Origin of the sequence: Saezia sanguinis, from assembly GCF_963921665.1 — a bacterium.
Lineage (GTDB): Bacteria > Pseudomonadota > Gammaproteobacteria > Burkholderiales > Burkholderiaceae_C > Saezia > Saezia sanguinis.
The window spans coordinates 50,301-75,949 of the sequence record NZ_CAWUGC010000016.1 but is presented as its reverse complement, the minus strand read 5'-3'; the positions used below and the strand labels follow the sequence as shown (position 1 = coordinate 75,949).

Sequence of the window (25,649 nt, the reverse complement as noted above, 5' to 3'; positions counted from 1 at the left end):
TGTAATGAGTTCTACCGAAAATGATTCTTCTGCCGAAACGGCGCACCGGCTGGTGATGACGCAGAAAGCGCGCAAGACCGAGTTTGAAAATAACAAACTGGGCAAAAGACTGTGCCGTAAAGTAACGCAGGCGATATCTGATTACAACATGATCGAGCCGGGCGATAAGGTGATGGTCTGCCTTTCCGGCGGGAAAGACAGCTTTTCCTTGCTGGATATCCTGTTGCGGTTGCAGCGCCGGGCACCGTTTGACTTTGAAATTGTGGCAGTAAACCTGGATCAGAAGCAGCCGGGATTCCCGGCCCATGTGCTGCCGCAATACCTGACCCAACTGGGCGTACCGTTTCACATTGAAGACCAGGACACGTATTCGATTGTCAAGCGCGTTGTGCCTGAAGGCAAAACCATGTGCAGCCTGTGCTCGCGTTTGCGCCGCGGGGTGCTGTACCGGGTGGCCGGAGAGTTGGGGGCCACCAAGATTGCGTTGGGGCATCACCGCGATGACATGTTGCAAACGCTGTTGCTCAATATGTTTTTCGCGGCCAAGCTCAAAGGCATGCCGCCCAAGCTGGTGAGCGATGACGGCAAACACATTGTGATACGGCCTTTGGCGTATGTGGACGAGAAGTCGCTGGAGCGCTGGGCCCAAGTGCAGCAGTTCCCCATTATTCCGTGCTCGCTATGCGGTTCGCAGGAAAACCTGCAGCGCCAGCAGATGAAGCAGATGCTGCAGGAATGGGATAAAAAATTTCCGGGCCGGATTTACAACATGTTCAATGCGCTATCGCATGTGGTGCCGTCACACCTGATGGACCGCACGCTGTATCCGTTTGAAAGCCTTAAGGCCACAGGAGTGGCCGACCCGGAGGGTGATACGGCGTTTGACCTGGAGTCTTTTCCCGGTCCGGATGAAAACGATACCGCAGCCGACACGGGGGCGGAATTACCTGCCGAGCAACATATTGCCGTGCATCAGATTCCGCGTGCCAAAGCCTCATCGTGACGAGGCCATGGCTGCGGTAAAGCGGGTAAAATGATTCGCCAGAATATTTGACCAACTTGTGGCGGGTACATAATTGGATCAGGCTGGCCGAAAAGTGTACGCACGATCAAAGGAAAAACATGCTGGATTGTAATGTGGTCATCATGGCGGCGGGGCGCGGCACCCGCATGAAATCCGATAAACCCAAGGTATTGCATACGGTGGGCGGGATGTCGATGCTGCAGCGGGTTGTGAATACGGCCGGGCTGGTGGAGCCCCGGGATATTGTGGTGGTGGTTGGTTGTGGCAGCGAGCTGGTGCAGCAGTCGGTGCAGGGGGAAAACCTGCATTTTGTTTTGCAGGAGCCGCAATTGGGCACCGGGCATGCGGTACAGCAGGCATTGCCTTTGTTGCCCGACAGTGGCGTCACGCTCATTCTCAATGGCGATGTGCCGCTGGTGGTGGCCGATGATCTGGCTGGTCTGGTGCAGGAGTGCGCCGGCAAAAGGCTGGTGCTGCTGACTGTTGAGCTGGACGACCCGACCGGATATGGCCGCATTGTCCGCTCGGATGATGACAAGGTCGTTGGCATTGTTGAGCAAAAAGATGCCACAGCGGCACAGCAGCAGATCAAAGAAATCAATACCGGTGTGATGGCCGTTCCGACACAACATCTGAAACGCTGGCTGGTCAATCTGAAAAATGACAATGCGCAGAAAGAATATTACCTGACCGATATTGTTGCAATGGCGGTAGCCGAAGGGGTTCGCGTGAACACCAGGAAGGTTGAAGACCCTGCGACGGTGGCCGGCGTGAATTCTCCGCAGCAACTGGCGGCGCTGGAGCGGGCTTTTCAAAAACGTGTTGCCGAAGACCTCATGTCTCAGGGCGTGCGGCTGGCTGATCCGGCACGGCTGGATGTCCGGGGGGAGCTGCATTGCGGACGGGATGTTGAAATTGATGTGGGCTGTGTTTTTTCCGGCAAGGTCATGCTCGGCAATAACGTGCGTATAGGTGCCCATTGCGTGATCAGCAATGCCGTGCTTGCCGATGACGTGGAGATTCATCCTTTTACCCATATTGATGGCGGCAAGCAGGGCGTTGAGGTTGGCGCGGGCTCTCTGGTAGGGCCTTATGCGCGGTTGCGCCCCGGCGCAACGCTGGGTGAACAGGTGCATGTGGGGAACTTTGTCGAGGTGAAAAATAGCACACTGGCGCATGGTGCCAAGGCCAACCACCTGACCTATCTGGGGGACGCCACTGTGGGCGAGCAGGTGAATGTAGGTGCCGGGACGATTACCGCCAATTATGACGGCGTCAATAAATACCGTACCACCATTGGCGCGTACTCCCGTATCGGCAGTAACACGGTGCTGGTGGCTCCCGTGGAGATTGGTGAGCGCAGTACGATTGCCGCTGGTAGTGCCATTACCCAGAATGCTCCGGCAGATACACTGACGCTGGCGCGGGCCCGGCAGATTTCAGTGCCCGGCTGGAAGCGGCCGGAAAAACCGGTTTCTAAAAAATAAGCACGGCTTAAGGAAAACCGTTACACCTGGGCTGACACAGCGCGCAGTTCATAAAAGTGCAACGCATTGATATCCATATCGGCCAGCATGATCCATTCGTCCTGCGGTAAAAACTCGTCATACACATTCAGGTGCGGAATGGTTTTGCGGTCGATGTAATCAATCATTTCAGTGCTTCTGCCGTATTTGGTCTGAAACAACTGGTACAGCCGGTATAAAGCGCCATGCTGCTGGTCAAAGATGTACTGCTTGATCTGGTAATGGCCTGGCGATATGCCCTGCAACAGAATTTTTTTCTTTTTCTTGAAGTTGCCAATCAGGTTTTCCTGTAGTGAAAGCGATGGGTTGAACACCGCTGTGTTGGTCAGAATCAACTGGTAGCCGAATTGCGTTTTGGTCACAATGTAATCGGTCCCATGCGCAATGACTTTGCCCTGCATCTGGCGCAGAAATTTCAGAACATAAAAGACCGGGCGTTTCAGATTAAAAATGTAAAACAGGGCAATGCCGCTGACATCAATGCGCTGGGGCAATGTTTCCTGCAGGATTTCTGTGTTCAGTGATAAGGCAACGCTGCTGACCTCTGCGGGCAAATCCAGCAGCGTGTTGAAAATCAGTGCCGCTCTGAAAAAACTGCCGTTGGTATGCCGTGTTTGCCCGGTCAGTGTGTTCCAGCGCATTAAAACCAGTGGCACATGAATATTGTGGGCGCGCAGACATTCGGTGACAAATGCGGTTTTTTCTTTGATGTGGCTGGCGCCGTTGCGGGCTTCCCTATTGGCGTTCAGCGTGTCAAAACCGATTTCCTGCCCGGGGCTGGCTTCATAGCCTATGAAGTCGGTATTTTTGATCCAGCGGGTTTGGAAAATGGGAGGCACTGCGTTGTCATTGTCTTTTTCAAATGAATAAAAAACGCCAATCTGCGCTTCGGGCAGGCATGATTTAATTGCCTCGCGTACTTGCAGGTAAATGGTTTCAAATGTCTGCCGGGTGCTGTCAGAACAATCTTCCGAATAATAGACAAAGCGCCAGTTGTTCATATAAGACTTGCCATACAAATTGATGCAGTAATGCAAAAATTTGGTGGTTTTTTCAATATACGAGCCGGGGTCTTTGGAGACGCTGTCATGATAGATCCGGACAAACAGTGAAATGTCATGCTGTTTCAGAAATGAGATAACGATATCGGTATTGTTGTATGGAGAGTACGTAACAGCCGGCTCATCGGTTTGAAATTCGGGCAGAATGGTGTTGCCCGAGATCAGGTGCGAGGCGTCAATATAGTCAATCTGGGCCTCCTGTTTGACCATCAGAACCTGCTGCTGCACATGCTCTTTTAAAAGCTCGTTCAATTCTCCAATGGTGATGATGTATTTCAGTGCAGAGGGCTGTCTGGTTTTAGGGTGGTTGTGCAGATGAATGCGCAGGTCCTCTACCGCAGAATATTCTTCCTGTATGGGCGTCACGGATGTTGTGTTGTTGATGGTGTTGCTGAGCGTGGAGATGACTTCTACCGCGTCGGCTGGCTGTGTCACGGCAGTGATGCTGGGCGTTTCTGTATGCAGCGTGTGCTTTTTGGGTGCAATTTGCTTTTGCGGGTTTTCTTTGTAATCCTTGCGGTACTGGCTGGGGGTTTTGCCATTGTGCTCTTTGAACAAGGTGATGAATTGCCTGGTGCTGGAAAAGCCGTGTTCCTGGGCGATCTGATAGATCGGTTTGGCGCTGTTGATCAGGTCATAAGTGGCATGTTCAAAACGCAGTTGTTTAAGGTATTGGATGTAATTGGTGCCGACCTCTTTTTTGAACAGGCGGGATAAGTAAGAGAATGAAACGTGCTCTTTCTTGGCAATCTTTTGCAGCGAAATGCTCTGGTTGTAGTTCTCTTCCAGGAAGGCAATTGCATGTTCAATACGCTTGCTGTAGGTGGCATTTTTTTTGGGGATGGATGCCTTTTCTTTAAAGTAGGTGGCCAGAATCAACAGCACTTCAGATAACGAGTGGTTGATTTCCAGCAGCGCCAGCTCATCGTTGCCTTTCAGATAAGAGATGAACATTTTGGCCAGCAGTACGCGGATGTTGTCAATATAAATGCTTTTGTAGCTGGTGTTCTGCTGGGGTGAGAGCGTGTACTGGTAGTAGAAGTACGATTTGTAATACTTTGCAAAAAAGTGATTGGAAACCTCCAGCATGATGACAATGTTATGCGCCTCGCCCCGTATTTCATAAGCGGTGTTTTTGTTGACGCACAGGACATCGTTTTCCGCTAAGTGCAGGCGGCTGTCTTCACTGACAAATTCCACATTTCCCCTGATGACATACACCAATGTGATGCCGCTATAGCCGGTGTGCTGGAAGTGACTGATTTCACGCGCGTACAGATCGTATTCGGATAGTTTGCTGGCAGTGGGCATGGCGACTTTCTGTATGGGTAAAGGTATAAAAATAACATCTCATTATTTGCTAATTTAGATTTAACTTAATGATGGGTATCAAAAAGTAGTCATTTATTGCATAAAACATGATCTGTTTTTGCCTTTCTGCGATTTTTATAATTTTTTAAACGCTGTAAAGAAAGGTGAAAAATGAACGAAGTTATTGATGTGATCAGGCAGGCCAAGAGTGAATCTACCGACATTCGCCCGGTAGACAAAATAATGAATGCCATCAGGCAGACAGAAAGTGAATTCACTGAAATCAGGCAAAAAATACATGCCAACCCGGAGCTGGGGTTTGAAGAAACAAGTACCAGCGAACTGGTTGCGCAAAAACTGAAAGCGTGGGGGTATGAGGTTCACCGGGGACTGGCCAAAACCGGGGTGGTTGGCACGCTCAAGGTCGGCGAAGGCAGCAAACGGCTGGGGATTCGTGCCGATATGGATGCGTTGCCGATTGTGGAAAAGAGCGGTAAATCCTGGAGCAGTTGTGTTGAAGGAAAGTTTCATGGCTGCGGTCATGACGGCCATACCACCATGCTGTTGTGTGCAGCCAAATACCTGGCTCAGACGCAGCAGTTCAACGGTACACTGCATCTGATTTTTCAACCGGCAGAAGAGCTGCTGTATGGCGGGAAAGTGATGCTTGATGACGGTTTGTTTGAGCAGTTCCCGTGTGATGCTATTTTTGCCATGCACAACATGCCGGGCCTGAAAGAGGGTGAGTTCTATTTCAAGCAAGGGGCGTTCATGGCCTCTTCCGACACCATCCATATCGAGATTTCAGGAGTGGGGGCTCACGGTGCCATGCCTGAAAAAGGTGTTGATGCCACATTGGTGGCCTGCCATATCGGTGTGGCGCTGCAAAGCATTGTTTCCCGCAACGTGTCTCCGTTTGAACAGGCGGTTGTCACCGTGGGGTGCATTCAGTCCGGCGAGGCGCCCAATGTGGTCAATGGCTCGGCACTGCTCAAGCTCAGCGTTCGTGCTTTGAACAAAGATGTGCGCCAGATGATGCTCAAGCGCATTTCTGAAATTGCAACGGCTCAGGCCCAAAGTTTTGGTGCTACCGCAGTGATTAACCATATCAATGGCAGCCCTGTACTGATCAATGACCAAAAGGCCACGGAATTTGCAGTGCAGGTTGCGCATGATCTGGTTGGCAAAGACAAAGTGCATGCCAATGCACAGCCGTTGATGGGCAGTGAGGATTTTGCTTTCATGCTGGAGGCCAATCCCAACGGAAGTTACATGCTGCTGGGCAATGGTGATACCCCAGGGTACTGCAATGTGCATAACCCGGGCTATGACTTCAATGACCGGATCATTGTGAGCGGTGCTTCTTACTGGGCGGCATTGACCGAGGCTTATCTGAAGTAACAGATCTTCACGTAGACAAACTGCAATGGTCCCAGTGGTTTTGTTGAAGACCTGGTTCGGTTGCAGTCTTTTTCTCAGAATATGAAAAGGAAATTGTATGTCAGACAATAACAGCGGACTTATTGCTGCGGTCCCGATGCAAGCAGCGCATGTCCCATCGAGTGTGCGGGCTGTAGAAAAACCTGGAGATAAGTTTATTTTTGGGATCGTTCTGGGGGTGCTGACTTTCTGGCTGTTTGCCCAGTCCATGGTCAATGTGGCGCCCGATGTTCAGCGCAGCATTGGCATACCGATGGAATCGCTGAACCTGGCGATCAGCCTGACGGCGCTGTTTTCGGGGTGTTTCATTGTGGTTGCCGGCGGACTGGCTGACCGGTTTGGCCGCATGCGGTTTACGTATATTGGATTTGTCCTCAGCATCATTGGCAGCCTTTTCCTGATTTTTGCCAACGGTACCGGTATGCTGATTGCCGGGCGCATTATTCAGGGTCTGTCCGGGGCTTGTATCATGCCGGCGACACTGGCACTGGTGAAAACCTATTACGATGGTGCAGAGCGTCAGCGTGCATTAAGTTTCTGGTCCATCGGTTCATGGGGCGGCTCCGGTGTGTGCTCACTGGCTGGTGGTGCGATTGCCACTTACATGGGCTGGCAGTGGATTTTCATTTTCTCCATTGTGTGTGCCGTCTTGGGTATGCTGCTGATCCGGGGCGTGCCTGAAAGCAAGGTTGAAACCACCAGCAAAGGTATTAAGTTTGACAGCATGGGGCTGGTGTTTTTTGTCGTTGCCTTGATCAGTCTGAACCTGGTGATTACCAAGGGTTCCAGCTGGGGCTGGACCAGTATGGTGACGTTGGGTCTGGCTGCGCTGTGTGCCGTGACAACGGTGATTTTCTTCATTGTTGAGTTTGGCAAAAAGACTGCTGCGTTCATCGACTTTTCATTGTTCAAAAACATGCCTTACAGCGGTGCGGCTTTTTCCAATTTCATGCTGAACGCTGTGGCCGGTACATTGCTGGTTGCCAATACCTACATTCAGGAAGGACGTGGATTCACGCCGTTTCAGACGGGCATGCTGTCTATTGGTTATTTGATTGCTGTGTTGGGCATGATTCGTGTCGGCGAAAAAGTGCTGCAAAAAATCGGCGCTAAAAAGCCGATGATTTTGGGTACGGTTGTAACCGGTGTGGGCGTGGCGTTGATGGCGCTGACGTTCCTGCCTGATACGCTGTATGTCGGTGCGGTTTTAATCGGATTCATCCTGTTTGGCCTGGGGCTGGGATTTTATGCCACGCCCTCGACAGATACGGCTATTTCCAATGCCCCGTCAGACCGGGTTGGAACGGCATCGGGTATTTATAAAATGGCCAGTTCACTGGGCGGTGCGTTTGGTGTGGCAATTTCCGCATCTGTTTACGCGGCGCTGAAAGTGGCTGGTGCTTCGGTGGCCACAGCGGCAACGGCCGGTTTGCTGGTCAATGTCGGGTTCTGTGTTCTTTCTGCGCTGGCGATTATCCTGATGGTTCCGGCCAATGCGGGAAAAACGCCTAAATAAGCTATAACAACTTGTACTGTGTTCCCCCGGTTTTCCGTTACGAAACTGCTCTTTGAATGATATGCACGGAAAACGGGGGAACAAGTCTTATCTATTTTGGGGTAAGTCTTAAGCCTTGCCGAAAATGGTGAGACTGTTGGTTGTTTGTGTGAGTTTGTATGGCCGATAAAAAATCCAGTTCCGGATGGAACTGGACACAAACCAAGAGAGGCCATTTGATCTGAACTGGAAAGGCGTCGCTTAAAACATGACCCAGACCAGCGCGCCTACAGCGATGGCATTCAGAATGATGAAGGACAGCCAGCCGCGTTTGAGGTGTTTGCCGCCATGCTTCATGAATGACAGTGCGGTGATACCGCAGGAGAGCGGCAGCCAGGCCATGGCAACCAGCATGTCATGGGAAGAAACCTCACGATAACCTGTTGCATTGGCAAGCCATGCCAGCCAGAGCGGGCAGGTGACGTATGCGAAAAAGATGGTCAGTTGAACACCGCGAATCACGACCCAGGCCAAGGCGTTGCCAAAGCCGCCTTGTGTTTTGGCTGAAGGCTGGAATGCGTTGCTGTTCATGATGAACTCCTTGTTAATTGTTTTTACACCATGCAGTTATCTGGGTGCATGGAAGTCATGATACAGAGAATAAACGGAGTTCGAGGTATTTTTTTGACAGGTATTGCAAAGTAATACTTGATGGTGCATTTAATGATGCTGTAGCAGTGAATAAATACAACATCAAGTATTTGTGCGTGGCATGCTTAACCTACGTGCAGTGCAAACAGCCCTTTTTTATTGCACGACATAATTCTTTTCGCTGATGACTTTGCGCCATGCTTCCTGTGCTGCCTTGAGGTCAGCAGGGGATGCCGGCAGGTGGATGTAGCCGGGCCAGTCAAGCAGGTCGCCGCCTTCGTTGACTTCTTCATGGTAGACCAGCAAAGTGATGGTCTGATAACACAGAACACCTAAAGGCACGGCTTCATGGTTCAGGGTGGATTGTGTCGGTGTGGCATTGTCCATGCAACTGACAAGCTGGGGCAGCAGCGTTTCCAGATCGTATGCCTGTGTAATTTCATCAAGCCCCGACGGGTTGGTGTAAACATACATTTTTTCCTGGCTGTTCCACACATAATGGCCTGACAAAGCGGCCAACTGCGTCTGTAGGGGCGACATATTTACGCTGCTCTGACATGCTGCCAGACTCAGCAGCAACACGCCTCCTGCAAGGATGCCGAAAAACATGCTTTTGATGCGCATAGGGCCGAAACCTCCGGAAATGGTTGGGTCAAAATAACGGTTGCCTTGCAGTATACCTTTTGCCGGAATTGCCGCCGGTATTCTGGGAGATGACGGTTTCTTTGTTTTTCGCCGCCTATCTGGGCGCGGTGTAAATCTTTCTTCCTGGGCTTTACATGTTCTTTGAATTTATATATACTAAACTAGTAATTTACTAAATTAGTAATTGAGAATTGACATGAAAATACCAACAACACTCAAGCACAAGCCGGTTATCGTTGCGCAAAATTATGAGAATGTGGATGGCAGATATGCCTACCATTCCGACGCCAAAGGGCTGTCTTTAGGACTGGCGCAATGGAATGACCGCGGCAAGGTGGATATTTCGGCCAAAGTCTGGCGCTATACGGGTGAAAAGTGGTCGCGGCAGTCTGAAGAACTGCCTTTGCACCGTGTCATAGACCTGGCGATTCTGATTTGCCGGACCAGCGCGTACGTCAGAGAGGCTTATCGGCAGTCGAAACCTTACGATGAGGCCAACCCGGTCATTGACCGCATTGGCCTGCAGGGAGACGCCATGACCGTGGAAGCCTGTACCGATAATCCGATGCTGGCAGAGGATTTTCAGCTTTTTTCGCAGGCGTTAAGCAATGACGGGGAATTGCTGGGAGAGCGGTTTAAGGTGTTGGCCGATCTGCTCAGGGAAATGGGGTATTAGAACCAAATAAAAAAGGCCTCTGTAAGAGGCCTTTGGTATGCAGAAGTGCTTTAAGCTTTGTCTTCCGGTTTGGCGTATTTGGAATATTTGCGCAGCATTGTGACCATCTGCCCGTAAATTTTGGGGTTGCCAGCCAGTAGCTCACGTTGCTCCAGAAAGTTTTCGGCATCTCCGGTGAGGTTGCCCACCAGACCGCCGGCTTCGGTAATCAATAAGGAGCCGGCAGCAATATCCCATGGATTCAGGCCAATTTCAAAAAAACCGTCCGTATAACCGGCAGCCATGTAGGCCAGGTCAAGCGCAGCTGACCCCGGGCGGCGCAGGCCGGCGCAGGAGGTCATCAGGCCGGTAAACATTTTCAGGTAAGTTTGATAGTCATCGCCTGAGCGGAAGGGAAAGCCGGTGGAAATGAGCGCGTTGGAAATATGTTTGCGCTGCGAAACCCGCATGCGTTTTTCGTTCAGATAAGCACCCCGCCCGCGGGATGCATAAAACAGATCATTGCGGGTCGGGTCATAAATAACGGCCTGCTGGATGATGTTTTTATAAGCCAGTGCAATGGAGACACAATAAACGGGAAAGCCGTGAATGAAATTGGTGGTGCCATCCAGCGGATCGATGATCCAGACAAAATCGGATTGTTGCGCGCCATGTTCATGACCGGATTCTTCGGCCCAGATGCCATGTTCAGGGTAAGCGGTCAGCAGTGTGCTGATAATGGCTTCTTCGGCCGCCTGGTCAACTTCCGTGACAAAGTCGTTTGACTGTTTGACGGTGACTTTCACCGCATCCAGATCAAGCGATGCGCGGTTGATGATAGCGCCAGCGGCGCGGGCAGCCTTGACGGCCACATTAAGCATGGGATGCAGGGATGTTGACATGAAAAATTAAAGAGCCTAATAGTCAGTAATACGGAAACAGTAGAAACGGATTTTATCCTGCCTGCCTGGTTGGCGTTGGGGCCGCAATGTAATCCACGGTTTCTTTATATTGAAACGGGCTTGGTCAAAGTGTTTTTTGCCGCATTTCGCTGGATTGCCAAAGCCATGAGGCAGCGGCATTGCCTGGTTTGGGGCAATGCGTGTCAAGAGAACAAGTATCCGTTGTGGCGATGCTTTTGTCTGCGGTTCTATGTGCCATGGTGCCGGGATATAATCAGGGCTCCTGTCCGGGCGCATGCAATGATTTCTTTGAAATAAATAGCACACCGGTTTTACAAAACGGTATAAAACGGAAGGCCGGGCAGGCCGTTTGAAGTATTTCCAAGTAATGAATCAGCAAGTCAGTCAAGAGCGTTTTGTTTTAATTGAGCCCAGCCATGCCGGCAATGTGGGGGCTGTGGCGCGCGCCATGAAGGTAATGGGTTTTTCGGATCTGGTGCTGGTGCGTCCGCGCGATGCCAAAGTGTTGGGACGGCAGGAAACGATTGCACGTGCCAGCGGGGCTTTGGATATTTTAAAAAATGCACGTGTCGTCGAGCATGTTGCACAAGCGCTTGACGGCATGACGTATGTCTGCGCTACCGCGATGACCCCGCGCGATTTTGGCCCCCCGGTGCAGTCACCTCGGGCTGTATTGCCTGAACTGGCCCAGTCAGCGGATACGGTGGCGTTTCTGTTCGGGTGTGAGCGTTACGGCATGTCCAATGAAGATGTGTACCGCAGCCACATGGTGCTGAGCATTCCGACCAACCCGGATTATGGCTCGCTGAATCTGGCGGCTGCCGTGCAACTGGTCGCCTATGAATGGCGGCAGGCTCTGGGTGGTTTTGCTGTGCAGTCACGCACGGTTGATCCGCATATAGCATCGGCGCAAACAGTACAGGGCGTGTTGCAGCATTGGGAAGAGGCGTTGGTGTCGATTGGTTTTCTGGATCCGGCAGCACCTAAAAAGCTGATGCCGCGGTTGAACCAGATGCTCAACCGCACCGGGCTCAGAGAGGAAGAGGCGCATATTCTGCGCGGCATTGCCAGAGCCATACTACAGTCGCAGGTACACAATTGCAGCGACAATTAGCAACAGGCGGCAAGGATTAGCCATTACAACGAAAAGAGTCACTCATGTTTGCACGGCTTAGAGAAGATATCAATTGCATTTTGGAGCGTGATCCGGCTGCGCGCAGCCGATGGGAGGTGCTGACCTGCTATCCGGGGCTGCATGCAGTGATGATGCACCGCTGGGCCAACGCCTGCTGGCGGCATAATTTCAAGTGGCTGGGGCGCTTTATTTCACAGATGGCGCGCTGGCTGACCGGCATTGAAATTCACCCGGCGGCGCAACTGGGGCGGCGTGTTTTTATCGATCATGGCATGGGGGTTGTGATTGGTGAGACGGCTGAAGTCGGCGATGACTGCACGATTTATCAGGGTGTAACGCTGGGCGGCACCACATTGTTTCGCGGTACCAAGCGGCACCCGACGCTGGGCAAGGGGGTGATCGTGGGGGCCAATGCCATGGTGCTTGGCGGGTTCACGGTGGGAGATAGTGCCAAAATCGGTTCTGCTGCGGTGGTGGTGCGCGAGGTACCTTCCGGGGCCACGGCTGTGGGCAACCCGGCCAGAATCATTACCCAGGAAGACGAGAAAGCACCCAAGCAGCCGCAACAGACGGAAGAGTTTAAAGCCTATGCTGTCACGCAGGAAAAAGACCCGATCGCCGAGGCCACGGATGCTTTGGTTGGTGGGATGACAAGCCATGCGCAGCAGATTGAATTATTGTGGCAGGTGCTTGAGTGCATTGCGCGCGAGCATGATATTGAGATTCCGCAGCAGGCGCATCAGAACAAGTTTGATGCAGCACCGCTGGAAAAGCTGAAGTAATGTAAGTATCAAACGTCTTATGCTTTGCCGGTTGTGATGGCAAAGCATAAGCGGTCAATGGTGAGTTTTGAGTCAGTCCAATAGATGTGAACCGCCCGGTTCAGGCGGATGCGCTGTGTTTTTTGAGAATGGTCAGCATTTCATCTTTCAGGCGCAGCTTTTCTTTTTTCAGGGTCTCTACTCTCACGGAAGTATCAACTTCACGGCCAGCTTCCATATTGGAAATCTTGTGGTCGAGTTCGTTGTGTTTTTCAAACAATCTTTCGAAATAGCGGTCTGTGTTTTTAAGCTTGGATATCAGGTCACGGTACTCTGGAAACATAGCGGCTCCTTGTGCAGAATATTGAAGGAAGGTAAATGGATGCGGGAATAGTCTTGTAGAAGACCGCAGCCATCATAAATGACCTTGATTCAATTGTAGCCGACGAGCAGGCCGCATGGGGTATTCTCAATACCATGAGGTATGAATAAATCCGGCGCTGAATTGACAGATGAAAACGCTGTGTTTTATTCTTCGGTTCAGGCATACATGTCTGCCGCAACAATTTCTGATGGGGAGAGAGGCTCATGGAAGAATACACCAATGAACAGCAACTGCTCAACCGCATCAGAGCGGAGCTGTGTGATGGCAGTATCTCGGTGCTTGCCAGGCGGATCGGCAAAGACGTGTCTTATGTCAGCAGGCTGCTGTATCCGGTGGATAAAAAGGGACGTAAAGGCGTTGGGCTGGAAATCATGAAGGCCTGCAATAAAGCGTTTGACCTGCCACTGGGCTTTTGGGAGCAGTCTGCTGCGGAAGTGGTGTTTCAGGCGCATGCCGATGCTGCTGGCTCCATGGTTCAGATTCCTGCGATTGACAGTGTGCTGATCAGGCAGTTTCAGCCAGATTCAGTGCCGGGCATGACGCTGTTGCTGGAGGGGCAGCCGGGCGTGATCAAAAGCTGGCAGGTCAGCCAGTCGTGGCTGCAACAGAATGTAAGGGGTGCTCATCCTCAGAAGCTGTGCCTTTTGACGGGTTTTGGCATGGCCATGCACCCTTTATTCCATCCGGGAGACCCTTTACTGGTTGACCAGGGTGTCACAGCAGTTGAAAAGGAAGGGGTCTATTTTTTCCATGTTGACGGGCAGGGTTACATCCGGCTGTTGCAGCGTATTCCCAAGCCGGGCGGAGGATATTTTCTGCGGGCCAAGGCCAAAAACCCCGATTATGATGCTTTCGATCTGGATGAAAAAACCATGAGTTTCCAGATTCTGGGCCGGGTGTTGATGGTCTGGCGGGGTGAGGCGCTGTAGCCATGCGTTGTGAGGGGAAAATGAGGCGGTGTTTTGACCCGTGTGAGCTTTCAAGAGTTGCGCTCAGGGGTAATTTTTGGCGAAGAGATTTGAGTCTGCTATGATAGGTTTAGCCATGAAAAGCGTGTCAGGCGATTCATGTGAATGATAGTTTTACCTGTGGGGTTTGCACAGACATTCAAATGATAATTATTTTCATCTCGTGCTAGTTGAATCCTCCTGTTGTTCAGGCAGGACGGATTGCCTTTGTTTGTGATTATCGTCAAACTTGTCTGTTAGAGATATGCTCAAATAGGTCTGAGAATAAAGAGGACAGGGTAAAACAAAAATATCAACTTGCTTGCATATACGATGAATATGCTGGAGAAAGGCCATTATGCAGACTTATAACGCAGATGTTGCCATTGTGGGAGCCGGAGGTGGTGGGTTGCGTGCCGCCATAGAGATTGCCAGGACGCTCCCCGATCTGAAAGTTGCTCTCATTTCCAAAGTCTATCCGATGCGCAGTCACACCGTGGCAGCCGAGGGTGGTGCTGCGGCAGTGGTGCGTGACGATGACTCACTGGAATACCATTTTAATGACACTGTTTCCGGCGGCGACTGGCTGTGCGAACAGGATGTGGTTGATTATTTTGTGCAGAATTCAGCCACTGAAATGGTTCAGCTGGAGCACTGGGGTTGCCCCTGGAGCCGTCAGCCCGATGGGCATGTGAACGTGCGCCGCTTTGGCGGCATGAAAATTCCCCGCACCTGGTTTGCGGCCGATAAAAGCGGCTTCCATATTCTGCATACGCTGTTCCAGACCTCAATACAGTTTCCGAGCATCCACCGTTTTGACGAACATTTTGTCATGGACCTGATGGTGGAAGATGGCAAGGTAAACGGCGTGTTGTGCTTTGACATGAAAAACGGTGAGCCTCGGCTGATCAGTGCGCCTGCGGTGGTGCTGGCGACCGGTGGTGCCGGGCGCTGTTACCGTTTCAATACCAACGGTGGTATTGTCACAGGCGATGGCATGGCCATTGCCTACCGGCATGGCGTACCGTTGCGCGATATGGAGTTTGTCCAGTATCACCCGACAGGTTTGCTTGGTTCCGGTATTCTGATGACGGAAGGCTGCCGCGGTGAAGGCGGTATTCTGGTCAATAAGGATGGTTACCGCTACCTGCAGGACTACGGTATGGGCCCGGAAACACCGGTTGGCCAGCCTAAAAACAAATACATGGAACTAGGTCCGCGCGACAAGGTGTCGCAGGCTTTCTGGCATGAACAGAAAAAAGGCCGCGTCATTGAAACCCCGCTGGGGGATGCGGTTTATCTGGACATGCGGCACTTGGGTGAAAAACACCTGCATGAACGTCTGCCGCTGATTTGTGAGCTGGCTGAGCAGTTTGCCGGGGTGGACCCGGTGAAAGATCCAGTGCCGGTGCGCCCGGTGGTGCATTACACCATGGGCGGTATTGAAACCGATGGTGTGACGGCAACGCGCATGCCGGGGCTGTTTGCTGTAGGTGAATGTGCTTCCGTGGGTTTGCACGGTGCTAACCGTCTGGGTTCCAACTCACTGGCGGAAATTGTGGTGTTTGGTAAGGTGGCCGGTGAGCAGGCCGCCAAATACGCACAAGCGCACGCAGGAGTGGATGCACAGCAACTGCTGAGCCAGGCACAGAAACGGTTTGGCGAATTTACCAGCCTGCTGGATGGCAAGGGAACAGAAAACCCGGCTGCGATTCGCGATGAAATGGGCGACACGATGGAAGAAGGCGTGGGTATTTACCGCGACGCTCAAGGGATTCAGAAAACCATTGACAAGCTGGCAGAACTGAAAGAGCGCTATCGCCATGTGCGAGTCAACGACAAATCGCAGGTGTTCAATACCGACTGGCTCTCAACAATCGAGCTGGGTTATACACTGGATGTCGCGCAGACCATGGCCTATTCAGCGCTGAACCGCAAAGAGTCGCGCGGCTCGCACCAGCGTCTGGATGCGACAGAGCGTGATGACGTCAATTTCCTGCAACACACACTGGCTTTTTACCAGCAAGGCACTGTACCCAAGATTGATTACAGCCCGGTGAAGATTACCAAGTCGCAACCTGCCAAACGCGTTTATGGTGCAGAAGGTGAGGAAACGAAATGAGTGATGTCAAAAATACAACACACGATGCCGCATCTGAAAAGACGATCCAGATAGAGGTTTTGCGTTACCGTCCGGATGTCGACCCGGTTCCATGGACACAGGTGTTTGATGTGCCCTGGAAGAATGAAACCTCCATTCTGGAAGCGCTGCAATACATCAAGGATCACCTGGATTCCTCACTGACTTTCCGCTGGTCATGCCGCATGGCTGTATGCGGATCGTGCGGGGTGGTTGTCAATGGTGAGCCCAAACTGGCCTGCTCCACGTTCATTCGTGACTACCCGGAAGGCACAAAGAAACTGAGGGTTGATCCGCTGGATAATTTCGATATTGAAAAAGATCTGGTGGTCAATATTGATCCTTTCCTGCAAAAGCTGGAGTCGATCAAGCCTTACATCATCCGTAAAACGGGTGCGGAAATAGCAGTGGGCGAAGACGGCAAACCGCAGGAGTACATGCAGACGCCGGCACAACTGGCCAAGTTCAAAGAGCTGACTATGTGCATCAACTGCATGTTGTGCTACTCGGCCTGTCCGCAGGTGGCGATGAATGTGGAATTTTTAGGCCCGGCCACGATTGCGCTGGCGACACGCTATAACTACGATTCGCGCGATGAGGGCGAGGCAGAGCGTAAGCCGGTGCTGTATCAGGAAAATGGCGTGTGGCCCTGTACATTCGTTGGATACTGCTCCGAAGTGTGTCCCAAGCATGTGGATCCGGGTGGCAGTATTCAGCAGAATAAGTCGCGCGGCCTGATGTACTGGGCAGGCAATCTGTTGTCTGGCGGCAGTAAAGCCGCAGAGAAGAAGGAGGGATAAGCCATGAGTCGAAAACCTTTTAAACGGGAAATGCCCAATGACTGGTTTACCAAAAACTCCTACTACCGCCGTTACATGGTGCGTGAGTTCAGTTGTGTGCTGATCGGGCTGTATGTCATCAACCTGATGGCAGGCATTGTGGCGCTGGCCTCATCTCCCATACATTGGGGGCTCTGGGTGGCTTCACAATACAACCCGGTGATGATTCTGGTGGCTATTGCATCTCTGGTTGCCGGTATCTGGCATACAGTGACCTGGTTCCAGACCATGCCCAAGGTGATCAAGATTTTGCAGGGTGACCATTTCATGCCGGCAAAAACCATCATTACCGGGTGTTACATTCTGCTGGCAGCGGTGTCATTGGCATTGTTGCTGCTGGTTGCTATTTTTGCCTGATGGATGACAAGAGGAGATAAATCAAATGGCCTCAATGAACGAACACTCACAACCTGTCGCGGCATCCACAGGTCAAAAACGCACCTATAAGCCAATTTTCTGGAGCCTGTTTGCTGCTGGGGGGATGATTGCTGCGCTTGTCATTCCCGTGCTGGTGGTTATTTTCAGCATCTGGTTGCCACTGCATCCGGAAAAAGCGATGGGGTTCTACCAATCGTTTGGCTGGGTTGCCCAGAACAAGTTCTTTTTACTGATTACGGCTGGCGTGCTGTTTTTGATGCTGTGGCATTGCGCACACCGTTTTTATTACTGCCTGCATGATATCAAAGTGTCTTTGGGTTTCAGAGGCAAATGCGTGTTGTACGGGGTTCCCGTGCTGGCATTTTTGCTGACGATGATTCTGGGCTGGTAACTGCCTGTGGCATGAGTATAAAAACCGACATTGCATTCATAATGTCGGTTTTTTCATTGGAGGAAGCGCAGACGAGTTAATGATGGTGTTCGTGCGGGTCTTCCCAGAAGACAACTTTTTTGCGCAGGCAGGAAATCAGCGCATAAGCCAAAATGCCCATAACACCCAGCGCAATCAGTACCCCAAACATATCAGCAATTTTTGCCTGGGCTTCATACTGAAGAATTCTTAAACCCAGGCCTGCACTGGCCCCGACAAATTCGGCCACCAGCGCACCGGTCAAGGACATGATAATGCCCAGTCGCAATCCGGTGAAAAAGTGCGGCATGGCATTGGGGATGGAGAGTTTGAGCAGAATCTGCATACGGGAAGCACCAAATGCGCGCAGCATTTGCAGTTGCTCGGCATTGGTAGACTGTAACCCGGCAATCACATTAATCATGATAGGGAAGCATGAGATAGTGACTGCCAGCGCGATTTTGGGCGCCATGCCGTAACCAAACCAGTACAGGTAAATAGGCGCCAGCGCAATGCTGGGAATGGTTTGAAACGCAACAATATAGGGCAGCAGGCTTAACTCGAGCGTATAAAACTGCGAAATGAGCACACCCAGTGTCACAGCGATCACAATGCTCAGCAGAAAGCCCCAGAATGTTTCCTGCAGTGTGACCCACACATCCCGCCAAAACGATGGGGTTTGCAGCATTGCCAGCAGCTTTTCCCCAATATCACTGGGGGCCGGCAGCGTATAAGCCGGGGTGTCGGTGACGCGTACAAAAATCTGCCAGGCGGCTGTCACCAGGATAAATACCAGAACAACCAAAACGGCCTGTGTTATTCTGTTTTTACGTGGGATCATGTGAAATCTGTTTCCGTCTGGCTCAATATCAATTTACAGCTTTAAAGCCGCCAATAAACTCATGATGAAAGCTGTCAGCAGCCTCTGGGTTGATTGTAATCAAAATATTGCCGGATATAGGCTAATACCTGGCCTGCATAGTTATTGTTCATATCTGAGAGCTGGCGCGGGCGCGGCAGGTCATCAATCGAGACAATTTCTGCAATACGCCCGGGCCGCGGACTCAGGATGACAATGCGGTCGGCCAGAAAAACAGCCTCTGAAATGGAGTGCGTAACAAAAATAATGGTTTTTTTGCTTTGCATCCAGATGCGCTGCAGCTCCACGTTTAAAAACTCGCGGGTCATGGCATCCAGTGCGCCAAATGGTTCGTCCATCAGCAATACATCTGGGTCGCAGACCAAAGCGCGGCAGATGCCGGCACGCTGCTTCATGCCGCCGGAAAGCTCTTTGGGGTATTTATGCTCGAAGCCTTTCAGTCCGGCGATTTCGATCAGCTCCAAAGCCCGTTGCTGATAGGCTGTTGTGTCAGATACACGCAGCAGCTCCACTGGCAACATGACATTTTCCAGCGTGGTGCGCCAGGGTAACAAAGTGGGTTCCTGAAAGACAACCCCAACGGCCGGAGACGGTTGAGTGACGGGCTGACCATGAATCAGCACCTGCCCTTCGGTAATGGGAACCAGCGCCGCCAGAATTTTCAGTAAAGTGGTTTTGCCGCAACCGGATGGCCCGATCAGTGCGACAAATTCCCCCTGGTGAATGGTCAGGCTGACATCCTCCAACGCCACAGTGGTACCGGTCTTTTTAGACTGGTACGCTTTTGTCAGGTGACTGATCTGGATAAAAGGGCTGATGGGCTGGTGTGCCGCAATGTCCATGAATAAACCTCAATGTCTACCACTTGTAATTGTAGTGGCTTCTTGGGATTCAATTCATCAGCAAAGAAGATACCGTTGTTGTCCTTGGTTTTAGAATGTGAACATGCAATGGTTATCGAGGGAATAAGATGTACTGGAAAAGATATAAGAGTATGCAGACCAAAAGTCTTATTGGTATGGGATTACAAGCTGTTTACAACGATCAGTACTGGGATATTGTGGCAGAGTTAAATACGCGCGCAACAACGGAAATGGTTGAAGCAGCGCAGAACATGTTTGAATCAGCTAATTGGCATAAACGCGTCATGGCCGTTCATATTCTGGGTGAGATGACTCTACGCAACCCGTCTAAGAACTGTTATCAAAGTTATGCGGTCGAACAAACACATGAAATACTATGCCGGGCATTGCGTGACCAGTGTTTGCAAGTTGTCATTGCTGCACTTCGTGGATTAGGGTATCGACCTGCTCCAGAAGCTGTAACAGCCATCATGCAATATGCTGATCATCCTGATGCCCAAGTACGCAAGGCGGTTGCAGTTTCATTGGGGAGTTATGCGCAAAATCAGTGCCTTGATGTTTTGCTGCGTTTGGCTGCAGATGCCGATGATGACGTAAGAGACTGGGCTACCTTCTCACTTAACCTGGTTTACCAGAATGGTATCGATACACCGGCCGTCCGGGAGCGGTTATGGGTGAATATGTATGATACATATGGTGAAGTGAGAGGGGAAGCCATTCTTGGACTGGCGATGCGCAAAGACCCTGGGGTGACAGATTTTCTGCTCAATAAAACGGATGTCAGTTATTACGGGTTTTGTGAACTGGAAGCGGCAGAAACTTTGGCTGATCCACGTCTTTATCCGGTTTTGGAAAAATTTTGGAATCAATGCAGCACGGATAATGATACCGATATAGCCTGGCTTTCTGCTTTACGGGACGCAATGCAGGCCTGTCAGCCTAAGGAATGACAGGCCATACGCAGTGTTTGATATGAGGTTATTCAGGTATTGCGTGCTGTTGGAAATTATTTCTTCTCGACGATGCTGTGAATATCCAGCGGATAAATCTGCGGCATCAGTGAGCCATCCCATACCTGTGCAGGCGTTAGTTGGGTTTCGATCTGCCCGGTCTGGTAGGCAAATTTGAGCAGGGCATCCCAGCGCTCGTTGCTGATATTGAGCCATTGTCCCCAGGTTGCAGGGTCTGCGTTGTCTTTGGGAATGGAGTCGCCCAGCGCAATGCGCATGGCTTCCAGTGTGTTCCGTGCATCCTGGCTGCGGGGGTCGCTGCTGCCGGCCAACTGGGGATATTCGGCAAAGCTGAGTGCCAACGCGCTTTCCGGGTAGAGTTGTGTATAAATAATGCCTTTATAGGCAGCCCGTACGAACCTCACCAGGTCTTGCGGGCGTTCCTGCAGCATTTTGGTGCTGGTAACCATGGTGACGCTGAACAGCTTTTCCATTTCCGCCGGGCGTGGCAGCAGTGTCAGGGTAACGCCGTTTTGGCGCATGACGGTAAAGGAGTCGGAATAACTGTCTACTGCATCAACCTCATTGTTGCGCAACGCGGCAGCGGCTCTGGCGCCTGCGCCAACGGCAACGATGGTCACGTCATCCTCACTTAAACCGGCCAGATGCAAATTGGCTTTCAGGTCGGCATAAGAGGCTGATGCCAGGCTGATGACGCCAATGCGCCGGCCTTTGAGGTCGGCAATGGTTTTAATGGCAGATCCTTCGGGCACACCGATAAAATAAGGCCATTGCACGGTAATGCCGGCAAATGCCTTGACCGGAATGCCGCGTTCCACTGCAGAGGCAATGGTGGTGGATGATGCGTAGGCAATATCCGCGCTGCCGTTGGCTACTGCCTGTAAGGCAGCGGTGGAGCCGCTGGTGGTGATAATGGCAACAGAGATGCCTTCCTCTTTGAAATAACCAAGTTGTTTAGGAACAGCAATGGTGAAGGTTTCTTCTGCTGGCGTGATGGTATTGCGTGCCAGTGCAATTGTCAGGTTGTTCTCTGCATGTGCCGCTGTCGCCAGAAAAATTCCCAGGCAGGCGGCAATTTTTTGGAAAACGGAGAGACGCAATATTTTCATGAAAATTCCTTATGATGGGACATACCAACAGCGTGGCGCAGATGTAAAGTATAAAGGGGAATGGTTTTGTTGATGATGGCGTCAGGTTGCGTTGCAGTGATTTCTTCGGGCTGTTTTTGTTTGAAATCGCAAAAGCGCAGAAAGTGCTACAGGCGAAACGGATTCATCACGGGTAAGAATATGCCTGATTCTGAAAGATAGGATTGAAAGGCTAAAAATTGCCATTCTGCCATCCGGCTTTTGATGCCTTTAAAATAGCTTGCAGTGATACCATTCCACTCTGTCGCGGATAACCGGTCAACAGGTTGCCGGCGGTGGTATCTCCCAAGGGCGCGTGTTTGTATTGTGATGAAAGTTTAAAAATGAAATTTCCAATCCGTATCCGGCAAGAAGAAAATGAATTGATTCTGGATGCAGTGCCAGCGTTTGCGATTGTATTGAATTACCGGGTGCTGGATACGGTGCGGGGGCAGTCGGTGGAAGAGGTTGAGCAGAAAACGAAAAAGCTGCTTTCCGATACGTTGCACCGGTTTATTCTGGCTGATGAATATGTGGGCCTGCCCCGCATGTTGAGCATTTATCAGAAAAGCGAGCTGCAGGTCGCCGAGCACAACAAAATCTGGACGACTGTGGATATTGAGGTGGATGACCTGGCGCTGCCGGTTGAGCAGGCCAGTGTCACATTGCCCGCTGATCTGGTCAAAAAATTACAGGCCATGGCCAGCACCATTGACAGCTCTGTGGACATGATGCTGACCGTGCTGCTGGCGCATACACGCGCTGAGTATAAAAAAGACTGAAACCCGCTCCTGCCAGCCGTGGTTAATTGCTGGCGGATATGTTTCAGGTTTATTTGGATAATGCCCGCAGTGCCTGCTTGATGCCTTCGGCAACGCCAATGTCGGCCGGCAGTTGCTTAAACGCTGCACGGGCCTCTTTGTCGTTATAGCCCAGAGCCAGCAGCGCCTGCACAATGTCAGACTGGGTTTCGCTTTGAACTGTGCTGTCGGCCACACCCAGATCTTCACCGAATTTGCCTTTAAGCTCCAGCAACAGGCGCTCGGCGGTTTTTTTGCCGATGCCGGGGACTTTGACAAGCCGGCCGACTTCCTGTGTGGAAACGGCATGGGCCAGGTCGCTCACAGAAAGACCGGAGAGGATGGAGAGTGCTGTGCGCGGGCCGACGCCAGATATCTTGACCAGTTGCCTAAAGGCGTCGCGTTCTGTCGCCGTGCCAAAGCCAAACAGGATCTGGGCATCTTCACGAACGATGAAATGCGTCAGCAGCGTCACTTTGCCGCCTGCGGCCGGCAGGTTGTAGAAAGTGCTCATCGGCACGTCCACCAGGTAGCCGACACCGCCCACATCGACCAGAATCTGCGGCGGATTTTTTTCCGCCAAAATACCACTTAAACGTCCAATCATGATGTCAATATAATGTTTCAATGGGTGCATGTTAGCAGGATGGATCGATTCCATGTGACAATCCTGGTGAATGCCGATATGAACAGATGTCCATACAGAAACCGGAGTCAGCGTGATCATTAAACACCAATTTCATGGCGCCAGTAATACACAACTGGCCAATTTATGCGGCCCGCTGGATGCACACCTGCAACTGATTGCTTCTACGCTGAATGTCAAAATCAGCCGCCGCCAGGATGTGTTCCGGGTGGAAGGGGCAAAAGTAGCCGCGGCACGTGCGGTGGAAGTGCTGCAGGCACTGTATGAAGTTGCCCGCCACACCATTGCGCAGGAAGTGGTGCAACTGACACTGGCAGGAGACGGGCATGCTGAAAAATCAGCTAAAAAAGCAAGGGCTGCAAAACCGTCAGATCCAGACCGTCAGGGTGCTGAAGCCATGCTGCCGGATGATGAAATGGGTGTGGCACTGCATACACGCCGTTCCGACCTGCGCGCGCGCACGACCAATCAGGCGCACTATCTGTATAACATTCTGCACTATGACCTGACGTTTGGCATTGGCCCTGCCGGTACCGGGAAAACGTTTCTGGCGGTGGCCTGTGCGGTGGATGCTTTGGAGCGCTCGCAGGTGCAGCGCGTGATTCTGACGCGGCCGGCCGTGGAGGCTGGCGAGCGGCTGGGTTTTTTGCCGGGTGACCTGACGCAGAAGGTGGATCCGTATTTGCGGCCTTTGTATGATGCGCTGTATGACCTGATGGGGTTTGACCGCGTGGGTAAGGCGTTTGAGCGTGGCGCCATTGAAATTGCGCCGCTGGCGTTCATGCGTGGGCGCACGCTGAACCATGCCTTCATTATTCTGGATGAGGCACAAAATACCACCGTGGAACAGATGAAAATGTTTCTGACCCGCATCGGGTTTGGCAGTCGCGCCGTGGTCACGGGGGATATCAGCCAGATTGATTTACCCAAAGGCGTTACCAGCGGACTGGTGGACGCGGTGAAGGTGTTGCATGACGTCAATGGTATTGCTTCAACGCGCTTTACCAGTGTGGACGTGGTGCGCCATCCGCTGGTGGCGCGCATTGTGGAGGCTTACGATGCCGACCGTGAGAAAAAAGACCGGGCGTACGGGAAAAAACATGAGTAGAAAGTCTTCTGGAGCCAAACATAGCCAGGCGGTGGTCAGGAAAGCGGATCCCCGGTCTGTTCTGCCGCAGGTGTTTTTGTCCTTGCAGTTTGCTGATGCGACACACCGGGCATTGTTGCCCCGGCACAAAGTGATGCGCTGGCTGCGCCATGCGCTGGATGCCAGCCGGGTAGCGCAGGGCGAGTTCAGTGTGCGTATTGTGGGCGAGCCGGAAGGGCGGGAGCTGAACCATACCTACAGGCAGAAGGATTATGCGACCAATGTGCTGACGTTTGATTATGTTCATGCACCTGTGGTACAGGCAGATCTGGTGATTTGTGCCCCGGTGGTGGCGCGCGAGGCACGTGAGCAGGGCAAAGACATACAGGCGCATTATGCGCACCTGCTGGTACATGGCGCTTTGCATGCACAGGGCTGGGACCATGAGCAGCCGGATGAAGCGCAGCAGATGGAGCAACGGGAGGTAGCCATACTGGCGCGCCTGGGGTTTGCCAACCCCTATGAATGAGCCGACTGCTTGGCATTTTCATGCACGGTTTGGCATTTTCCGGTATGCTAAAGGCTTCATTAACTTCCTCGCGTAAGCGATGTCTGACCCACAACCTAGCAGGCCGCGAGGCCAAAATGATCGAAATCCCCGTGCAGAGAATGAATCCTCAGAGAATAAGCGCGGGCTGTTCGGGCGTATCGCCGATTTTATTTCCCATGCACCAGAAAACCGTGAGGAGCTGCGTGAAGTCATTGTTGAAGCCAACAAGGATGGCATCATTGATGATGAAACGCTGGTGATGATTGACGGTGCCGTCAGGCTGGCCGATATGACCGCCGCTGATGTCATGGTGCCGTCTTCCCGGATGGAGATGCTGGATATCAATACGCCGGTGGATGTATTGATCAACGCCATTATCGAAAGCGGGCACTCCCGTTTTCCGGTATTTGACTGCAACAGTGAGGATGATGACGAAAACCGTCAGAATATCATTGGCGTGCTGCTGGCCAAAGATCTGCTCAAACTCAGCCGGGCCCCGGAAATCAACCTGCGCATGTTGTTGCGCTCGCCCTTTTTCGTGCCGGAGAGCCGTTCTCTGAACCAGATGCTGTCGGATTTTCGGACCCATCATCAGCACATGGCGATGGTAGTGGACGAGTTTGGCCGTGTCTCAGGGGTGCTGACCATTGAGGACGTGCTGGAAGAAATTGTTGGCGAGATCGAAGATGAGTTTTATGTGCCTGATGATGAGGGCGACATTTATACGCTCACGGATGGCAGTTTCCGGGTGGCCGGAGATACGTCGTTAGAGCGTATCAATGAAGCGTTCAATCAGCACTTTGCTTCTGATGATGTGGAAACCATCGGCGGCTATATCTCGCATGAACTCAGCCATGTGCCACGCCGGGGTGAAACCTGCGTGTTTGGTGGCCTGCAGTTCACCGTATTGCATACGCGCTCTGGTGTGGTGCGCTGGTTCCGGGTATCTCCGATTGATCCGGCGTCATCGGCGGAAGCGATTGAGTCGGTTTAATTGCAG

At 51.9% G+C, this 25,649-nt stretch carries 26 protein-coding genes; 17 read left to right on the top strand and 9 right to left on the bottom strand.

Translation table 11 applies throughout. From position 1 onward, the window contains the following. The first annotated feature begins 55 nt into the window (after positions 1-55). Together ttcA and glmU are read left to right on the top strand one after the other, a co-directional pair. Positions 56-1,003, top strand: coding sequence for a tRNA 2-thiocytidine(32) synthetase TtcA (ttcA, locus tag AACY98_RS11110; RefSeq protein WP_423817565.1), 948 nt, complete (start codon positions 56-58; stop codon positions 1,001-1,003). A 119-nt stretch (positions 1,004-1,122) separates the two neighbouring features. Next, the gene (gene glmU, locus AACY98_RS11105; protein ID WP_339805025.1) at positions 1,123-2,511 is read left to right on the top strand and encodes a bifunctional UDP-N-acetylglucosamine diphosphorylase/glucosamine-1-phosphate N-acetyltransferase GlmU; all 1,389 of its coding nucleotides are present in this window, start codon (positions 1,123-1,125) and stop codon (positions 2,509-2,511) included. A 20-nt stretch (positions 2,512-2,531) separates the two neighbouring features. Here the strand turns inward: glmU and AACY98_RS11100 are convergent, their stop codons facing one another. Beyond that, a complete protein-coding gene (locus AACY98_RS11100; protein ID WP_339805023.1) occupies positions 2,532-4,922 on the bottom strand; it encodes a helix-turn-helix domain-containing protein in 2,391 nt (796 codons plus the stop codon). A gap of 243 nt (positions 4,923-5,165) precedes the next feature. Between AACY98_RS11100 and AACY98_RS11095 the strand changes: the two genes are divergently transcribed. Both AACY98_RS11095 and AACY98_RS11090 read left to right on the top strand, forming a co-directional pair. Then, entirely contained in the window at positions 5,166-6,323 is a 1,158-nt protein-coding gene (locus tag AACY98_RS11095; protein ID WP_339805222.1) for a M20 aminoacylase family protein, read from the top strand. Between the two features lie 97 nt (positions 6,324-6,420). Next, positions 6,421-7,878: an MFS transporter gene (locus tag AACY98_RS11090; RefSeq protein ID WP_339805021.1), complete on the top strand. Its 1,458-nt coding sequence runs from the start codon at positions 6,421-6,423 to the stop codon at positions 7,876-7,878. A gap of 240 nt (positions 7,879-8,118) precedes the next feature. On the opposite strand, the gene AACY98_RS11085 is transcribed toward AACY98_RS11090, so the two are convergent. Together AACY98_RS11085 and AACY98_RS11080 are read right to left on the bottom strand one after the other, a co-directional pair. Continuing rightward, the gene (locus tag AACY98_RS11085; protein ID WP_126980278.1) at positions 8,119-8,448 is read right to left on the bottom strand and encodes a hypothetical protein; all 330 of its coding nucleotides are present in this window, start codon (positions 8,446-8,448) and stop codon (positions 8,119-8,121) included. Positions 8,449-8,664: 216 nt separating this feature from the next. Continuing rightward, the gene (locus AACY98_RS11080) at positions 8,665-9,048 is read right to left on the bottom strand and encodes a hypothetical protein (RefSeq protein ID WP_339805019.1); all 384 of its coding nucleotides are present in this window, start codon (positions 9,046-9,048) and stop codon (positions 8,665-8,667) included. 301 nt (positions 9,049-9,349) lie between these two features. Here AACY98_RS11080 and AACY98_RS11075 point away from each other — a divergent pair, with 301 nt between their 5' ends. Beyond that, a complete protein-coding gene (locus AACY98_RS11075; RefSeq protein ID WP_339805017.1) occupies positions 9,350-9,829 on the top strand; it encodes a DUF6530 family protein in 480 nt (159 codons plus the stop codon). 50 nt (positions 9,830-9,879) lie between these two features. Here AACY98_RS11075 and AACY98_RS11070 read toward each other — a convergent pair whose 3' ends face one another. Next, positions 9,880-10,710, bottom strand: coding sequence for an inositol monophosphatase family protein (locus tag AACY98_RS11070; RefSeq protein WP_339805015.1), 831 nt, complete (start codon positions 10,708-10,710; stop codon positions 9,880-9,882). Between the two features lie 388 nt (positions 10,711-11,098). Here AACY98_RS11070 and AACY98_RS11065 point away from each other — a divergent pair, with 388 nt between their 5' ends. Continuing rightward, the gene (locus AACY98_RS11065) at positions 11,099-11,845 is read left to right on the top strand and encodes an RNA methyltransferase (RefSeq protein ID WP_339805013.1); all 747 of its coding nucleotides are present in this window, start codon (positions 11,099-11,101) and stop codon (positions 11,843-11,845) included. 44 nt (positions 11,846-11,889) lie between these two features. Further along, positions 11,890-12,648 (top strand): serine O-acetyltransferase, encoded by a 759-nt coding sequence (gene cysE, locus AACY98_RS11060; RefSeq protein ID WP_339805011.1) that lies wholly within the window; start codon positions 11,890-11,892, stop codon positions 12,646-12,648. A gap of 100 nt (positions 12,649-12,748) precedes the next feature. Here the strand turns inward: cysE and AACY98_RS11055 are convergent, their stop codons facing one another. Next, positions 12,749-12,970, bottom strand: a complete 222-nt coding sequence (locus tag AACY98_RS11055) for a YdcH family protein (RefSeq protein WP_126980284.1) — start codon at positions 12,968-12,970, stop codon at positions 12,749-12,751. 245 nt (positions 12,971-13,215) lie between these two features. On the opposite strand from AACY98_RS11055, the gene AACY98_RS11050 reads away from it, so the two are divergent. The 5 genes from AACY98_RS11050 to frdD all read left to right on the top strand — a co-directional run bounded on the left by AACY98_RS11050 (position 13,216) and on the right by frdD (position 17,707). Next, on the top strand, positions 13,216-13,941 hold the full coding sequence (locus AACY98_RS11050) for a S24 family peptidase (protein WP_339805009.1): 726 nt from the start codon (positions 13,216-13,218) through the stop codon (positions 13,939-13,941). Positions 13,942-14,317: 376 nt separating this feature from the next. Then, on the top strand, positions 14,318-16,081 hold the full coding sequence (gene frdA / locus AACY98_RS11045) for a fumarate reductase (quinol) flavoprotein subunit (RefSeq protein WP_339805007.1): 1,764 nt from the start codon (positions 14,318-14,320) through the stop codon (positions 16,079-16,081). Next, positions 16,078-16,899, top strand: coding sequence for a succinate dehydrogenase/fumarate reductase iron-sulfur subunit (locus AACY98_RS11040; protein WP_339805005.1), 822 nt, complete (start codon positions 16,078-16,080; stop codon positions 16,897-16,899). Before frdA ends, AACY98_RS11040 begins: the two co-directional genes overlap by 4 nt. Before the next feature lie 3 nt (positions 16,900-16,902). After that, positions 16,903-17,295, top strand: coding sequence for a hypothetical protein (locus tag AACY98_RS11035; RefSeq protein ID WP_126980288.1), 393 nt, complete (start codon positions 16,903-16,905; stop codon positions 17,293-17,295). Positions 17,296-17,320: 25 nt separating this feature from the next. Further along, complete coding sequence (frdD, locus tag AACY98_RS11030) at positions 17,321-17,707, top strand: fumarate reductase subunit FrdD (RefSeq protein ID WP_126980289.1); 387 nt, start codon at positions 17,321-17,323, stop codon at positions 17,705-17,707. Positions 17,708-17,783: 76 nt separating this feature from the next. Here frdD and AACY98_RS11025 read toward each other — a convergent pair whose 3' ends face one another. Further along, positions 17,784-18,566, bottom strand: coding sequence for an ABC transporter permease (locus AACY98_RS11025; protein ID WP_126980290.1), 783 nt, complete (start codon positions 18,564-18,566; stop codon positions 17,784-17,786). 74 nt (positions 18,567-18,640) lie between these two features. Continuing rightward, the gene (locus AACY98_RS11020) at positions 18,641-19,447 is read right to left on the bottom strand and encodes an ABC transporter ATP-binding protein (RefSeq protein ID WP_339805001.1); all 807 of its coding nucleotides are present in this window, start codon (positions 19,445-19,447) and stop codon (positions 18,641-18,643) included. 152 nt (positions 19,448-19,599) lie between these two features. Here AACY98_RS11020 and AACY98_RS11015 point away from each other — a divergent pair, with 152 nt between their 5' ends. Then, a complete protein-coding gene (locus AACY98_RS11015) occupies positions 19,600-20,418 on the top strand; it encodes a HEAT repeat domain-containing protein (protein WP_339804999.1) in 819 nt (272 codons plus the stop codon). Between the two features lie 56 nt (positions 20,419-20,474). Here the strand turns inward: AACY98_RS11015 and AACY98_RS11010 are convergent, their stop codons facing one another. Next, a complete protein-coding gene (locus AACY98_RS11010) occupies positions 20,475-21,548 on the bottom strand; it encodes an ABC transporter substrate-binding protein (protein ID WP_339804997.1) in 1,074 nt (357 codons plus the stop codon). 362 nt (positions 21,549-21,910) lie between these two features. Between AACY98_RS11010 and AACY98_RS11005 the strand changes: the two genes are divergently transcribed. Further along, on the top strand, positions 21,911-22,348 hold the full coding sequence (locus tag AACY98_RS11005) for a hypothetical protein (RefSeq protein WP_339804995.1): 438 nt from the start codon (positions 21,911-21,913) through the stop codon (positions 22,346-22,348). 49 nt (positions 22,349-22,397) lie between these two features. On the opposite strand, the gene ruvA is transcribed toward AACY98_RS11005, so the two are convergent. Then, on the bottom strand, positions 22,398-22,973 hold the full coding sequence (gene ruvA, locus AACY98_RS11000; RefSeq protein WP_339805220.1) for a Holliday junction branch migration protein RuvA: 576 nt from the start codon (positions 22,971-22,973) through the stop codon (positions 22,398-22,400). Positions 22,974-23,085: 112 nt separating this feature from the next. On the opposite strand from ruvA, the gene AACY98_RS10995 reads away from it, so the two are divergent. From AACY98_RS10995 to AACY98_RS10985, 3 genes are all read left to right on the top strand, one after another. Beyond that, the gene (locus AACY98_RS10995) at positions 23,086-24,120 is read left to right on the top strand and encodes a PhoH family protein (protein ID WP_339804993.1); all 1,035 of its coding nucleotides are present in this window, start codon (positions 23,086-23,088) and stop codon (positions 24,118-24,120) included. Continuing rightward, positions 24,113-24,628 (top strand): rRNA maturation RNase YbeY, encoded by a 516-nt coding sequence (gene ybeY, locus AACY98_RS10990; protein ID WP_339804991.1) that lies wholly within the window; start codon positions 24,113-24,115, stop codon positions 24,626-24,628. Before AACY98_RS10995 ends, ybeY begins: the two co-directional genes overlap by 8 nt. 79 nt (positions 24,629-24,707) lie before the next feature. Beyond that, complete coding sequence (locus AACY98_RS10985; protein WP_339804989.1) at positions 24,708-25,643, top strand: HlyC/CorC family transporter; 936 nt, start codon at positions 24,708-24,710, stop codon at positions 25,641-25,643. Positions 25,644-25,649: the final 6 nt, after the last annotated feature.